Annotated in this window: 13 protein-coding genes; 7 read left to right on the top strand and 6 right to left on the bottom strand. The window is 34.7% G+C overall.

Annotated features, from left to right (window positions below; all coding sequences use genetic code 11):
• Window positions 1-73 precede the first annotated feature (73 nt).
• A complete protein-coding gene (locus tag FC97_RS06875; protein WP_054642360.1) occupies window positions 74-1,087 on the bottom strand; it encodes a LacI family DNA-binding transcriptional regulator in 1,014 nt (337 codons plus the stop codon).
• 164 nt (window positions 1,088-1,251) lie between these two features.
• On the opposite strand from FC97_RS06875, the gene FC97_RS06870 reads away from it, so the two are divergent.
• Window positions 1,252-2,691: a glycoside hydrolase family 1 protein gene (locus FC97_RS06870; protein ID WP_056967973.1), complete on the top strand. Its 1,440-nt coding sequence runs from the start codon at window positions 1,252-1,254 to the stop codon at window positions 2,689-2,691.
• Between the two features lie 105 nt (window positions 2,692-2,796).
• On the opposite strand, the gene FC97_RS06865 is transcribed toward FC97_RS06870, so the two are convergent.
• The gene (locus FC97_RS06865) at window positions 2,797-4,227 is read right to left on the bottom strand and encodes an L-fucose/L-arabinose isomerase family protein (protein ID WP_054642361.1); all 1,431 of its coding nucleotides are present in this window, start codon (window positions 4,225-4,227) and stop codon (window positions 2,797-2,799) included.
• A gap of 289 nt (window positions 4,228-4,516) precedes the next feature.
• On the opposite strand from FC97_RS06865, the gene FC97_RS06860 reads away from it, so the two are divergent.
• From FC97_RS06860 to FC97_RS06850, 3 genes are read left to right on the top strand one after another with little or no spacing between them, the layout of a single operon-like run.
• Window positions 4,517-5,341, top strand: coding sequence for a transketolase (locus FC97_RS06860; protein WP_054642362.1), 825 nt, complete (start codon window positions 4,517-4,519; stop codon window positions 5,339-5,341).
• Complete coding sequence (locus tag FC97_RS06855) at window positions 5,341-6,285, top strand: transketolase family protein (protein ID WP_054642363.1); 945 nt, start codon at window positions 5,341-5,343, stop codon at window positions 6,283-6,285. Before FC97_RS06860 ends, FC97_RS06855 begins: the two co-directional genes overlap by 1 nt.
• A 17-nt stretch (window positions 6,286-6,302) precedes the next feature.
• The gene (locus FC97_RS06850) at window positions 6,303-7,778 is read left to right on the top strand and encodes an FGGY-family carbohydrate kinase (protein ID WP_054642364.1); all 1,476 of its coding nucleotides are present in this window, start codon (window positions 6,303-6,305) and stop codon (window positions 7,776-7,778) included.
• Between the two features lie 40 nt (window positions 7,779-7,818).
• Here FC97_RS06850 and FC97_RS06845 read toward each other — a convergent pair whose 3' ends face one another.
• The 3 genes from FC97_RS06845 to FC97_RS06835 form a co-directional block, all read right to left on the bottom strand.
• Window positions 7,819-8,256, bottom strand: a complete 438-nt coding sequence (locus FC97_RS06845) for a GNAT family N-acetyltransferase (protein WP_054642365.1) — start codon at window positions 8,254-8,256, stop codon at window positions 7,819-7,821.
• A 9-nt stretch (window positions 8,257-8,265) separates the two neighbouring features.
• Complete coding sequence (locus FC97_RS06840) at window positions 8,266-8,700, bottom strand: MarR family winged helix-turn-helix transcriptional regulator (protein WP_054642366.1); 435 nt, start codon at window positions 8,698-8,700, stop codon at window positions 8,266-8,268.
• 128 nt (window positions 8,701-8,828) lie between these two features.
• A complete protein-coding gene (locus tag FC97_RS06835; RefSeq protein ID WP_054642367.1) occupies window positions 8,829-9,206 on the bottom strand; it encodes a hypothetical protein in 378 nt (125 codons plus the stop codon).
• An 86-nt stretch (window positions 9,207-9,292) separates the two neighbouring features.
• Here FC97_RS06835 and FC97_RS06830 point away from each other — a divergent pair, with 86 nt between their 5' ends.
• Together FC97_RS06830 and FC97_RS06825 are read left to right on the top strand one after the other, a co-directional pair.
• Window positions 9,293-9,781: an NUDIX hydrolase gene (locus tag FC97_RS06830; protein ID WP_056967971.1), complete on the top strand. Its 489-nt coding sequence runs from the start codon at window positions 9,293-9,295 to the stop codon at window positions 9,779-9,781.
• 100 nt (window positions 9,782-9,881) lie between these two features.
• Window positions 9,882-11,528 carry an aryl-sulfate sulfotransferase gene (locus FC97_RS06825; RefSeq protein ID WP_143442707.1) on the top strand — a complete coding sequence of 549 codons (1,647 nt, stop codon included), beginning with the start codon at window positions 9,882-9,884 and terminating at the stop codon, window positions 11,526-11,528.
• Between the two features lie 29 nt (window positions 11,529-11,557).
• Here FC97_RS06825 and FC97_RS06820 read toward each other — a convergent pair whose 3' ends face one another.
• The gene (locus tag FC97_RS06820; protein ID WP_054642368.1) at window positions 11,558-12,376 is read right to left on the bottom strand and encodes a MurR/RpiR family transcriptional regulator; all 819 of its coding nucleotides are present in this window, start codon (window positions 12,374-12,376) and stop codon (window positions 11,558-11,560) included.
• A 160-nt stretch (window positions 12,377-12,536) separates the two neighbouring features.
• Here FC97_RS06820 and FC97_RS06815 point away from each other — a divergent pair, with 160 nt between their 5' ends.
• Window positions 12,537-13,226 (top strand): N-acetylmannosamine-6-phosphate 2-epimerase, encoded by a 690-nt coding sequence (locus FC97_RS06815; RefSeq protein ID WP_054642369.1) that lies wholly within the window; start codon window positions 12,537-12,539, stop codon window positions 13,224-13,226.
• The last annotated feature ends 18 nt before the right edge of the window (window positions 13,227-13,244 follow it).

The raw sequence follows: 13,244 nt of genomic DNA, 5'->3' as shown, positions 1-13,244 counted from the left end.
ATCCATGATTTTTTAAAACCTATAAAAATGTCTAACTTTTTTATTGCACTTCAATTGGAAGTCTCTTTTTATATTAAATTGAATCTCTTTTAATTAATTGAGTAGATACAAGTGTCTTTTGTGGAAACCAGTTCGATGTAAATAAGCTTCTTCTTAATTGGAATAAAGCTTGTTCAGCCATTTGGTCAACAGGAACATGGATGGTTGTCAATTCTGGGCTAATCAGGGAGCTTTCGTAAATATCATCAAAACCAATAACGGCTAGTTGTTTAGGTACTTTAATGCTCTTTTGTTGGGCAGCTTTAATCAATCGAATTGCAATATAATCATCTTCACAAAAAATCACTTGAGGCAATCCTTTATTAATTATATCCTCAATATCTAATCCTTTGGGATTTAGTTCTGTTGGGGATACTGAATAGAAATGATTATTCTTGATTTTAATATGTGCAGATTTTAAGGCATCGCGGAATCCTCGCCTACGTTCGGTGAAGTTTGAAATTATTTTGTCCGAAGCAAAGTAACCAATATCTTTATATCCCTTGTTGATAATATATTTACCAGCCAACAAAGCACCTTGATAATTATCCATGGTAACGAAGTCAGCAGTAAGTTCATCAAAATAGGTATCAACGAAAATAACACTGTTTAATTTTTGATTTATAAGTTCTGCTTGAGCAGCGTTTAAATCGGTACCTAAAACGATTGTTCCATTACTTTGATCTTTTTTTATTTCATCTAATGTTTGAGATAAAGATTCACTATCTGTTGTTATAATTTTCAAGCTACCGCCATTTTCACTAACTTTCTCAGAAAGTGAGGAAATTAGACTGTCAAAGAAAGGAAGCGAACGATAATTGCCACTGACTAGACCAGACGCTTTGATTACTAGAAAATTAATACTGGTAATAGTTTTTTCTGTATTTTTAGTATTTTTTCTTAGTGGCTTATAGCCATATTTATTTACTACTTCAAAAATTTTATCTCGTGTTTCTTGACTAACACCATCTTTACCATTTAAAGCCAATGAAACGGCTGATTTAGAAACGTTAGCAAGACGAGCAATGTCATCCATTTTTACTGTCATGAGATGACCTCCTATCATCTAAAATAATACTAAATTAGAAAATTTATTGCAAAAATTATCTTGATATTTTAAGTAAAATAGTGCGATTTGTTTAGTAAAGCGTTTACAGAAATAAGCCATTTGCGGTATCATTTAATTAAATAATTTATTTTGAGGTGAATCTAATGACAGAATTTCCAAAGGATTTCTTGTGGGGTGGCGCTACAGCTGCTAACCAATTAGAGGGTGGCTATAAGGAAGGTGGACGTGGTCTATCTATTGCGGACGCTTTACCTGGTGGCAAAGAGAGATTCCAAATTGTTCAAAGTCCTGAATTTGATTGGACAATTGATGAAAGTAAATATAAGTATCCTAATCATGTTGGTATCGACTACTATCATCGCTTCAAAGAGGATATCAAATTATTCTCAGAAATGGGTTTTAAGTGCTATCGTTTCTCTATTGCTTGGTCAAGAATTTTTCCAAATGGTGACGAAACTGAGCCAAACGAAAAAGGATTGGAATTTTATGATCAAGTAATTGATGAATGTTTGAAGTACAATATTGAACCGGTGATTACTATCTCACATTATGAATTGCCATTAAATTTAGCTAAAAATTATGGTGGTTGGAAGAATAAGAAGTTAATCGCATTTTTTGAAAGATTTGCCAAAGTTGTTTTGACACGTTACTACAAGAAGGTTAAGTACTGGATGACTTTCAATGAGATCAACAGTGCTGCTCATTTCCCAGTTATGGGTCAGGGCCTAGTTCCTTCAAATGGTGCTAACGACAAGAGGAACGTCTTCCAAGCATGGCATAACCAATTTGTTTCTAGTGCTAAAGCTGTTAAGATTGGTCATGAATTGGATCCAAATCTACAAATTGGTTGTATGATTCTGTACGCTACAACTTATAGTTATGATGCAAATCCAGTTAACCAATTGGCTACTTTGCAACAAAACCAAGATTTCAATTTCTTCTGCGGCGATGTTCAAGTTCGTGGTCAATATCCAAGCTATACAAAGAGATTGTTGGCTGAATATGGTTTGAAGATTTCTGATTTGGACAGAACTGATGAAGAATTGGAATTGATCAAGAAATATCCAGTTGATTACATTGGTTTCAGTTATTACATGTCTTCAGCAGTTGAAACTACTAAGAAAGATAATGATACAGTTAGTGGAAACTTGCTAGGTGGTGTTAAGAATCCATTCCTTAAGGCAAGCGATTGGGGCTGGCAAATTGATCCAACTGGTTTAAGAATTGCTTTGAATCAATTATACGATCGTTATCAAAAACCACTATTTATTGTTGAAAATGGTTTGGGTGCTATCGATAAACCAGATGCAAACCACAACATTGAAGATGATTACCGTATCGATTACTTGAAACAACATATTCAAGCAATGGCTGGTGCAATTGACGATGGTGTTGATTTGATGGGTTACACTCCATGGGGGTGCATTGATTTAGTTAGTGCTTCTACAGGTGAGATGTCCAAACGTTACGGCTTTATCTATGTTGATTTAGATGATGATGGAAATGGTAATATGGACAGATACAAGAAGAAGTCATTCTACTGGTATCAAAAAGTTATTGAATCAAATGGTCAAGAATTGTAGTTAATTTATTTGAAGAAGTCAAATCAGAAATGGTTTGGCTTTTTTTTCGAAATAAAAAGGATGATGTATTTTTAATAGAATACATCACCCTTTTTGCGTACTGAATTATTTAATAATTGAAGAAGTGTCACCACGAAGATAAGCCTTAACATCATCTTCAATAGGATCATAGAAGTCAGGTGTAACGCCTAAATACTTACATGCTTCGTAGAGAACAGGCACAACGTCGTCACGAACAGCAGCCATGTGATGGATATATGGTCCATAAACTAGTTTAGTTTCGAAACGGTTGAGGTTAGCAAATTGTAACCAAATATAAGTACCTTGTTCATATGGTCCTTCACAAGTTTTAGCATTACCCATTAACATTGAGTACTTACCATTATCGCCATCGAAACGACAAAGAGTATAGTTACCATCTTGAGCTTGGAAGCCTACTGACCCTGGGTAGTCGAAAACAAAGTGTGATTTTGGCAAGGTAGGTTTGTTTTTGGCAGTTGAATATGGGAAGACACCCAAGTGTTGTAGTAATTCACCATTAGGATTTTCTGGATGACGACAGTTAACATCAGCAAAGATAGCTCGATGATCGCCCATAGTTGCAGCTTGAACTAATAATTCAGAGATGACACCATGAATATCAGTTTCACAAGTTACAGGTAAACCTTCGTCTTGAAGTAATGATTCGGAAGCGTATGGAAGAATGCCGATTTCGTCTTGAAGAGCAGTCCAACATTGGATTGCGGCAGAATTACATCCATAGGCTTTAGCTAATCTCTTAATAGCAACTTTAAGTGCAGCAACCATTTGCAAATCTTTATCAGAAATCTGAACATCAGCGACAGAATTCAAAGTCTTTTCAGTTTCCGCAATTTCAGAATCTTTCTTGTCGATCAATTCATGAATCTTTTCTACTAGTTCTGTAATTGGGATAGGCGAGAGTGAGATGTTGAACTTCTCTAACAATTCACCTTCATTAACCATTGTGCTCCAAAAGTCGAAAGGACGAGGTCCAATTTGTAGGATGCGAGTATTTTTGAAAGTCTTAACGACATTACATACTTTGATGAAATCATTGATACCTTGTTCAAAAGCAGGGTCGTCGAGATCACAGTTTTTAACATAAGTGAATGGAATTTGGAAGCGACGTAAAACTTTTCCAATCGCAAACAGACCACATTGAGTATCTCTTAAACGTGAACCATCTGCCGCAGGTGCCTCATCTTTTGGTCCCCAAAGTAGAACGGGAACGTTTAGTTTCTTTGCTAAACGGGCACATTCATATTCAGTACCAAAATTTTCGTTAGCTAAGAACAAACCATCAATGTCAGCGTCTTGGAACTTCTTAGCAATCTTATTCATGCCTTCGTCATCATAAAGAAGACCGTCATCATTAACATCTTTAATATCAACGTAGTCGACTCCCATATCATCCAACTTTTTACGCGTGTAATTGGCGAATTCAATGGCAGCGTCAGCTGAAAAAATATTTCTTCTAGTAGGTGCGAAACCTAATTTGATTTTATCTACACTCATAAATAATTACTCCCTTAATTTAATAAATTAATTATTTGGAAAGCGTTTCCACAACTAAACTATAAAGCTGATTTAACTAATATTCAATAGTTTATTAAAACTAATAACTAAACAAAAATAGAACTATCCCCTATAAGTGCTTATTTTAAAGGGATTTATACTATCTAAAATGAATTAGATTATTTTAGAAAACACAATTTGTTCAACTAAACTATTGAAAAATTTAGATAAACAGTTTAGTATAAATTTTGAAAGCGATTACTGAAATTGACTGTAAGGAGAAATTACTATGGATGTCGAACAATTAGAGAAGAAAGCTATTGAAATGAGAAAGGCGACATGGGAAATGATTTATCGTGCTAAGACAGGGCACACCGGTTCTGATCTTTCATGCACAGATATTTTGGTTGCTCTCTACTATAAGGTACTCAATCAAACTCCAGAAACATTTAAGAATGAAGATCGTGATCGTTACATTCAATCAAAGGGTCACGCTGTAGAAATTCTTTTGAATATTTTGGCCGATCGGGGATATTTTCCTAAAGAAGATCTTCTAACATATTCACAATTCAAATCACCATATATTGGTCATCCTAATAATCACATTAAAGGAATTGAAATGAATACCGGTTCACTGGGACATGGTTTGGCTTTGAGTGTCGGAATCGCTAAAGCAGCCAAGATGGATGACAAAGATTATCATACTTACGTTTTGATGGGTGACGGTGAACAAGCAGAAGGTTCTGTTTGGGAAGCAGCCATGGCAGCTGGAAGTTTCAAACTTGATAATTTAACAGCTATCATTGATCATAATGGTCTTCAAATCACTGGTAAGACAAGGGATGTTATGAATAGTGAACCTTTGAAGGCTAAGTATGAAGCTTTTGGTTGGAACGTCGTTGAAATTGATGGTAATGACATGTCGCAATTGGTTGATGCTTTTGATTTGAAGCCAATTCAAAATAAACCTACTTTGATTTTGGCTGACACGGTTAAAGGTTGCGGTGTTTCATTCGCAGAGAACAAGGCCGAATGGCACCGCAAAGTACCAACTGAAGAACAATATAAAGAAGCCTTAGATGTATTTGATAAGGAATTGGAGGAAAGAAAATAATGTCAGAGGAAAAAGCACGTAAAGTTGGAGAAGTAATTTGTGAACAATTAGTAGATGCTGGGAAGAAGGATTCTGATATTGTTGTTCTAACTAGTGATTCTAGAGGTTCAGGTTCTTTGGTTCCTTTTGCCAAAGAGTTGCCTAAGCAAATTGTCGAAGTCGGTATTGCTGAACAAGATCTTGTCACAATTAGTGCTGGATTAGCTCACAGTGGTAAACGTCCATTCGCCGTATCGCCAGCCGCTTTTTTGACAATGAGAAGTATCGAACAAGTTAAAGTGGATGTTTCTTACTCTAATACTAATGTTAAATTGCTAGGTATCAGTGGTGGTAATTCCTATAGTGTCTTGGGAAGTACTCACCATTCTCTACAAGATTTGGCAATCACTAGAGCCATTCCAAATTTGGAAGTCTATATGCCTTGTGATCAATATCAAACAATTGGTTTGTTTAAGTATTTAGTTAAATCAGATAAACCAGCCTATATCAGAATTGGTAAGAAAGCTTTGAACAATTGTTACGACAATCCTGAAGAGGCTTTTGTAAAACCGGGTAAAGCTAATGTTTTAAGAAATGGTAAGGATATTGCGTTGGTAGCTATGGGAGAAACAGTTCCTGAAGCGTTGAAAGCCGCAGATTTACTTGAAAAACAAGGTATCAAAGCTACAGTTGTTGACTTGGTTAGCTTGAAACCATTGGATACGGAATTATTGAGTAAGATCAGTAATGAATTTTCTGATATTTATACAATTGAAGAACACAGTATTTACAATGGTATTGGTTCAGCTGTGGCTGAAGTAGTCGCTACATCAGGCAGTGCCAAACTTCATATTTTAGGATTCCCAGATGCCCCTGCAATTGCTGGTACCCAAGATGAAGTCTTTAGTTACTATGGCTTAGATGGTGCCGGAATTGCCAAAAATGTTGAAAAATCAATTTCTTAATTTGAGGAGAAATTATTATGAAGTATTTGTTGGGAATTGATCAGAGTACACAAGGTACCAAAGTGGTTCTAGTAGATCAAGATGGTCAGATTTTAAGAAAAGTAACACGTAATCATCGGCAAATTATTAGTAAGCAAGGTTGGGTCAGCCATGATTTACGTGAGATTTACCAAAATATTTTGTTTTTAATAAGAAAAATTCTAGATGATACTAAAGTTGATTCAACAAAAATTGTTGGTTTAGGAATTACTAATCAAAGGGAAACAGCTACAGCATGGTCAAAGTCTACGTGTAAACCTCTATCAGAATCAGTTGTTTGGCAATGTTCACGTGCTAAAGATGTCTGTGAAAGAATTGAAAAAACTGGTGTCGGACAATCTATTTATCAAAAGACAGGTATGCCTTTATCACCATATTTCACGGCATCTAAATATACTTGGCTACTGGAGAATGTTCCAGAAGTTCAAGAAGCTGCCCAAAAGGGTGACTTGTGTCTGGGAACGGTTGATAGTTGGTTAATTTATCAATTAACTAAGGGCCAAAGTTTTAAAACTGAACCTTCTAATGCCTCCAGAACACAACTTATGAATCTAAAGAGTGGCGATTGGGATGATGATCTATTAAAAATTTTTGATTTAAAGAGATCATATTTAGCCAAAATAGTTGATTCAAATGCTAAATTTGGGATGACTGATTTTGAAGGAATCTTGAATCATCAAATCCCTATTTATGGAGTATTAGGTGATTCCCAAGCAGCTTTATTTGGTCAAAGATGTACTAATTTTGGCGACGTTAAATCCACATATGGAACTGGTTCATCAATCATGATGAATATTGGTTCTAAACCAGTCATGTCCTCAAACGGTTTGATCACATCTGTTGCTTGGAAAATTAATGGTCAATCGAATTATGTTTTGGAAGGAAATGTTAACTACTCTGGAGCAGTTATCAAGTGGTTAAAAGATGATCTGGGTTTGATTCAGCACAGTGCTGAAACTGAAGAGATGGCCTACCGTGCTAATAAGAGTGACAAGACTTATTTGGTACCAGCATTTACTGGATTGGGTGCACCTTACTGGAATGATGATGCGACAGGAACAATTGTCGGTATGACTCGTAAAACCCGCAAGAATGAAGTTGTTAAAGCAGGCTTAGAGAGTATTGCCTATCAAATCAACGATATTTTGCAATTAATGAAAAAAGATACTGGCGGTCAAATTAATATTTTGAAAGTCGATGGTGGAGCTACTTCTAATAATTATTTGATGCAATTTCAATGCGATTTGTTACAGTCAGTATTAAAGATCCCTAATGTGGAAGAGTTAAGTGTTTTAGGAGCAGTCTTCTTAGCGGGACTACAATTGGATTTTTATGATGAAAATGTTTTACAAGAAGCTATTGAATATCGTAGTTTTGAACCAAAAATGGCGGTCAATGAATGCAATGAAAAAGTTCGGGGATGGCAAAAAGCTGTCTCATTAATAAACGTTTAAACGCAATAAAAAATTCACTCAAATTGATGAGTGAATTTTTTTAACCAATCATTTCATGGGTCATTTTTAAATGAGGTGTATGGTTGAACAAAAAAGGTGCACCTTGCGTTTGGAAATGAAATTTTTGATAGAATTTTTCTACTTGGACTTGAGCTTCAATTTCGACTTCTTTTTTGGGAAAGTCCCTTTGAATTGTAGTAAAGACATGTTGCATCAGCTCATTTCCCAATCCTTGACCACGGTAGTCTGGGTTAGTGAGGACTCGGCCGAAAGTAACTTTTTCATTCTGATTAAAGATTCTAGCATAAGCTACAATTTGACCATTTTCTAAATCAAATACGTGAATGGATTCGGGATCATGTTCGTCGACTTCTTGATAGACTCTCTTTTGGTCAACTACGAAAACTCTTGTACGTAAATATAAAATTTCAAAAAGTTCATTGGTACTCAATTCTGGAAAACTTTTGGAATACCACATTGAAAAGGCCTACTTTCTATTGAATAGTAATTTGTCTATTGTTTCGACAGCTTCATAGAATTCTTGTTGCTGTTGAGGTGATAAATTGATTAATAAATCTTTTATTTGTTGATCCGAGCGTTCATCTAATTGTTGGGCAAGTTTTGTTCCTTTAGTGGTTAAATGAATCTTTTTGGAACGAAGATCGGTAGATGAAGGTGATTTATAGAGTAATTCATTTTTTTCAAAACGTTTGAGAATACGGCTAGTGTAACTTTTATCAAGATTCAAGTGATTAGCGACTTCAATTGGGGTTTTGTCTTGATTGAAATAGATCTCTAGAATGATACGACCTTCAGTCCAACTAAGGGGCGTATCTAAAACCCTTTTATTAAGAATACCCAGTAATTTAGTGTAGTTACGGTTGAAACTACGGATTGATGTGATCTCATTTCGATCTAACAAGTGAAAGAACCTCCTGATTTGGATTGAGAATAGTATATCATAATGGTGGACTTTGTCCACTACTTTGGACAAAAATATCCAGTAACTTACTTTTTGTTGTTACTGGATTAAATGGTGTGTGTTGGTCTCTAAATTTCTTTAATACGTCCTTCTGTATCTGCGCGGATCATTTCATGATAAAAGTCACTTTCAACAGGTGTCATATTTGAGAAATCAACATCGGTGATGGCTGAAAATGTTTCTAGATAAGTTTTACCATTTTTTTCTTGTGAACACATGATAACCATTTGTCCTTCGTCAACATTTGTAGAAGCAATTAGTTCACAGTCATCGGGATGGAATTTTTCTTCAATTTCAGTCGTTTGACCGTTACCGACATTTTGCATGAATTCATTGTACATTTGAATGTACTTCTTACCGGTTGTGACACCCATGTCTTTGAATTTTCCGCCTGCCCATACTTTTTTAACAATTTTGAAATAGTCGTCTGATGAAATTTCTGCCATAATATTTACCCCTTGAATAAGATCCTAATTAATTTAATATTATTATAATAATACTTTCTATTCAATGATAGGGGAGGTTTGGACAAATGAGCAGTAAAACTTTTCATTTTGCATTCGGATCATACGGGATTATCCATGAATCAGAAAAATTGTTGGTGATTAAAAAAAATGGTGGTCCATATATTAATCGTTATGATTTACCTGGTGGAAGTATGAACGAGGGAGAACCTTTGGAAAATACCGTTATTAGAGAGATCGCTGAAGAAACTGGATTAAGAGTTACAGACTCACATCAATTGGGTACAGTTAGTTTCATATTTCCTTGGAAGTATCAAAGATATACGTGGAATGAACATATTTGTGTTTTTAATTTAATTGAAGAATATCAAGGTGAAGTAAAAGCTACAGTTACACAATTTATTGGTCAAGACTCGTTGGGTGCTGTCTGGGTACCATTGTCTGAATTGAGTATCAGTAATAGCTCTCCTTTAGTTCTCAAAGCAAAGGAATATCTTTTGATGGGAAAATTTGAAACTAAGGATACCGAATATCCTGATTGGCAGGTTCTGTTATAGGGTTTTCACAAAATCTTCAAAAAATGTTGGCGGAATATCAACATTTTTTTTATACGATAAAACGGTTGAGAAAATTGATTTTTTTATTGAGGAGTTATAAATGAGGAGAAAGAAATTATTTTTGTTGGGATTGATTCCACTGATGTTACTAGTATTAGTGGGATGTTCCAGTGGTTCAAAAAATTCAGAAGTTTTATCGACTACACAGATTAAAAAGAATATTGGTTCTAAGCTGATTTCAACGAGAGAGGATGCTCAGAAGAAATTAACTAAAAAATATCAGAGCGCAACTAAAAATAAAGCGTATACGTTGAGTGATCCGTACGTGAAAGTGAACCCTTATAAGGATTCACCGTTAACTGCTTTAGTTATTTTCAAGACTGACAAAGCAGCTAAAATAAGCTATACCGTTTCAGGAAAGACTGATAAAACAAGTATTACTAATCAAGTGAAAGGTTATCAAAAGACCCATCAAGTTCCGATAGCTGGGTTATATGCTGACTATAATAATACTGTGACAATAACCGTAACTTATAAAGATGGTAGTACGGAACAAAAGGTCTTGCATTTACAAACTGAAGAATTACCTAAATATATTAAAAATGCCAAGATCGTAGTTTCCAAAAATGATAAATCAAAAATGGATATTGGTGACAATAAGCTAACCTTGATGAATCGTACAACTAAAGAACCATTCGCCATTGATGCAGATGGAGAAGTTAGATGGTATTCAACTAATTACTCACAACATACAATTGAACAAACTGATGATGGACATTTTTTGATTTTAACTAAGAAGAATGTCGATTCAACAGTCTATAATGACTTGATTGAGACAGATGCTTTGGGTCGAGTTTACCGTGAATATAGTTTTAATAATAAGGTCAAATCTAATGACAGTGGTAATGCTAAAGATGAAACAACGGTGATTCACCATGACCTTTTGGAATTGCCTAATAAAGATATTTTAGCAACCGTGAACGACGGCTCTAAGTATAAAGAAGATGTGATGGTTCAAATTTCACATAAAACTGGAAAAATAGTTAAAGTGATCGACTTGAAGAAAATCCTACCTAGTTCAATGTATAAAAATTATAAGGCTGGGTCAGATGGGAAAATCGATTGGTTCCATCAAAATGCCGTTGATTATGACAAGTCAGATAATACGATTATGATTTCAGGACGTAATCAGGATATGATTATGAAACTGAATTATAAGACTGACAAGATCATTTGGATTTACAGTGGAAAATCGAAGAAGAGTTGGCCTAAGAAGTATCGCAGTAAATTGTTGACGCCAACTAAAGGTACGACAATAACTGGTGGGCAGCACGGACTTTATCAATTGAGTAAAGATAAGGATGGTGAAAACATCCTACTTTATGACAATAATGTTGATGTTACTAATGGTAATAAGAAAACGTCAGGTAAGTATTCACAGGCGGTTCAATATCATATTGATACTAAGAAGATGACAATAGATCAGACTTGGGCGTATGGAAAATCACTGGGAAAAACTAATTTCACAAATATTATTGGTTACGCCGAACGTGAGAGTAATGGGAATACGTTAGTCGATTTCGGATATAAAAATAATGGTGCTGAAAGTAATGTGATTGAAGTTGATTCAAGCGGTAATCAAGTTTTCAACGTAACAGTTAAGAATGCTTCATCGAAAGCCTATGTTTATCGAGCCTATCGTTTAGAATTTTATCCACAAGGATATGTTTTTGATGTTAATAAGTAAATAAAAAGTCGACCAAATGGTCGGCTTTTTTAGTTGTTTAATCTTTTATCCATAATTGAACGTAATGCTTTTTCACGAAGAGAAACTGCATCTACACCATTTTGTCTTTCGTAGCCACGAATTAAAACTTCACAAACATATAATTGCGATAGTTGACCAGCTAAAGAGCCACCATTGAGGAATTCTTCAATTGAAGTACGTAGCGTTATATCGCTAATTTGTGCAATGGAAGAAAGATTGTTATTAGTAATGGAAATGATGCTTGCACCACTTTTTTTCGCCATTTGGAGTGAATCGTAGGTATCTTTAGTTTCTCCAGATAGGGATATTCCAATAACAAGGTCATTATTTGTCATCATGGCCGCCATTTGTGATTGAAAATGTGGGTCTGTTTCGGCTTGAACGATTAATCCAATTCTTAATAGCATTTTAGAAAAATCTTTTCCAATTTCACCACTGTGTCCAACTCCGAAAATATAAAGTTTGTGGCAATTTGTGATTAACTGTATTGCTTTATTTAGATCGCTTGGATTTATAAGGGATGCAGTATCCTTGATTGTCGAAATCAAACGGTCGGCTATATCATCATAATAATCATGGCTGGAATCAATATTGCTTTCTTCCAATTCGGTTTTAGCTAAATCAATCTTTAAATCGTTAAAGCCAGAGAAACCTAATTTTCTTGAAAAACGTACTATTGTGGCATCTCCCACAGAGACGTTTTTTTTAATTGTTTCCATTGTCCCATAAATAATAGATTTCTTGTTATTCATAATATATTGGGCGATTTTCTTTTCTGATTTAGTTAGTGTTTCATATTTGTCTTTAATTAAATTATCAATATTCATTTTGAAAATTCTCCAATTGTATTTCTCTTGATAATTATACATTTTCTGATGATTATTTAGAATCTTAAAAAAGAAAGGGTTTACAAAACATGAATAATGTTTTATATTTCTTTCTGGAGAATATAATCCAAATTAATTAATTTTGGAGGAAAAATGAAGAATGAAAAAAGAAGATTTTATAAAACAAATTAAAGGCGGCTTGATTGTTTCCTGTCAGGCACTTCCCGGAGAACCACTTTATACAAAAAATGGTGGGGTCATGCCCTTAATGGCAATTGCAGCTAAACGTGCAGGAGCTGTCGGTATTAGAGCAAACTCGATTCGTGATATTAAAGAGATTCAAGAAGAAGTTGACTTACCGATTATTGGAATTATAAAAAAAGATTATCTACCAGAGAAACCATTTATCACAGCTACTATGAAAGAAGTTGATGAGTTACATGAAACAGGAGTAGCAGTAATTGCTTTGGATTGCACTTTACGCAAGCGTCATGATGGTAAAACTGTTGCTGAATTTATCAAAGAAATTAAAGAAAAATATCCAGATCAGTTATTAATGGCGGATACTTCAATTTTTGAAGAAGGTAAGAATGCCTATGAAGCTGGAGTTGATTTTGTCGGAACGACATTAAGTGGATATACAGAAGAAAGTGAAAAGAAAGATGGTCCTGATATAGATCTAATAAAAGCGTATGTTGATGCCAAGATGCCTGTGATAGCTGAAGGTAAGATTCATACTCCAGAACAAGCCAGAAAAATACAAGACATGGGAGCGACAGGAATTGTAGTTGGTGGGGCAATTACAAGACCAATGGAAATTGCTCAAAGATTTATTACAGCACTTAATTAAAAATAAGGGGTAAATAAA

It is taken from the genome of Companilactobacillus kimchii DSM 13961 = JCM 10707 (assembly GCF_001435445.1).
GTDB classification, from domain to species: Bacteria; Bacillota; Bacilli; order Lactobacillales; family Lactobacillaceae; genus Companilactobacillus; species Companilactobacillus kimchii.
The sequence above is the reverse complement of the archived record's forward strand: the minus strand, read 5'-3'. Positions and strand labels throughout refer to the sequence as shown.

What these genes read in the sequence shown, in the direction of transcription:
- FC97_RS06850 (WP_054642364.1), top strand. Translation starts at nt 6,303, where the DNA reads ATGAAGTATTTGTTGGGAATTGATCAGAGTACACAAGGTACCAAAGTG.
- FC97_RS06835 (WP_054642367.1), bottom strand. Translation starts at nt 9,206, where the DNA reads ATGGCAGAAATTTCATCAGACGACTATTTCAAAATTGTTAAAAAAGTA.
- FC97_RS06865 (WP_054642361.1), bottom strand. Translation starts at nt 4,227, where the DNA reads ATGAGTGTAGATAAAATCAAATTAGGTTTCGCACCTACTAGAAGAAAT.
- FC97_RS06815 (WP_054642369.1), top strand. Translation starts at nt 12,537, where the DNA reads ATGAAAAAAGAAGATTTTATAAAACAAATTAAAGGCGGCTTGATTGTT.
- FC97_RS06830 (WP_056967971.1), top strand. Translation starts at nt 9,293, where the DNA reads ATGAGCAGTAAAACTTTTCATTTTGCATTCGGATCATACGGGATTATC.
- FC97_RS06825 (WP_143442707.1), top strand. Translation starts at nt 9,882, where the DNA reads ATGAGGAGAAAGAAATTATTTTTGTTGGGATTGATTCCACTGATGTTA.
- FC97_RS06855 (WP_054642363.1), top strand. Translation starts at nt 5,341, where the DNA reads ATGTCAGAGGAAAAAGCACGTAAAGTTGGAGAAGTAATTTGTGAACAA.
- FC97_RS06845 (WP_054642365.1), bottom strand. Translation starts at nt 8,256, where the DNA reads ATGTGGTATTCCAAAAGTTTTCCAGAATTGAGTACCAATGAACTTTTT.
- FC97_RS06820 (WP_054642368.1), bottom strand. Translation starts at nt 12,376, where the DNA reads ATGAATATTGATAATTTAATTAAAGACAAATATGAAACACTAACTAAA.
- FC97_RS06860 (WP_054642362.1), top strand. Translation starts at nt 4,517, where the DNA reads ATGGATGTCGAACAATTAGAGAAGAAAGCTATTGAAATGAGAAAGGCG.
- FC97_RS06875 (WP_054642360.1), bottom strand. Translation starts at nt 1,087, where the DNA reads ATGACAGTAAAAATGGATGACATTGCTCGTCTTGCTAACGTTTCTAAA.
- FC97_RS06870 (WP_056967973.1), top strand. Translation starts at nt 1,252, where the DNA reads ATGACAGAATTTCCAAAGGATTTCTTGTGGGGTGGCGCTACAGCTGCT.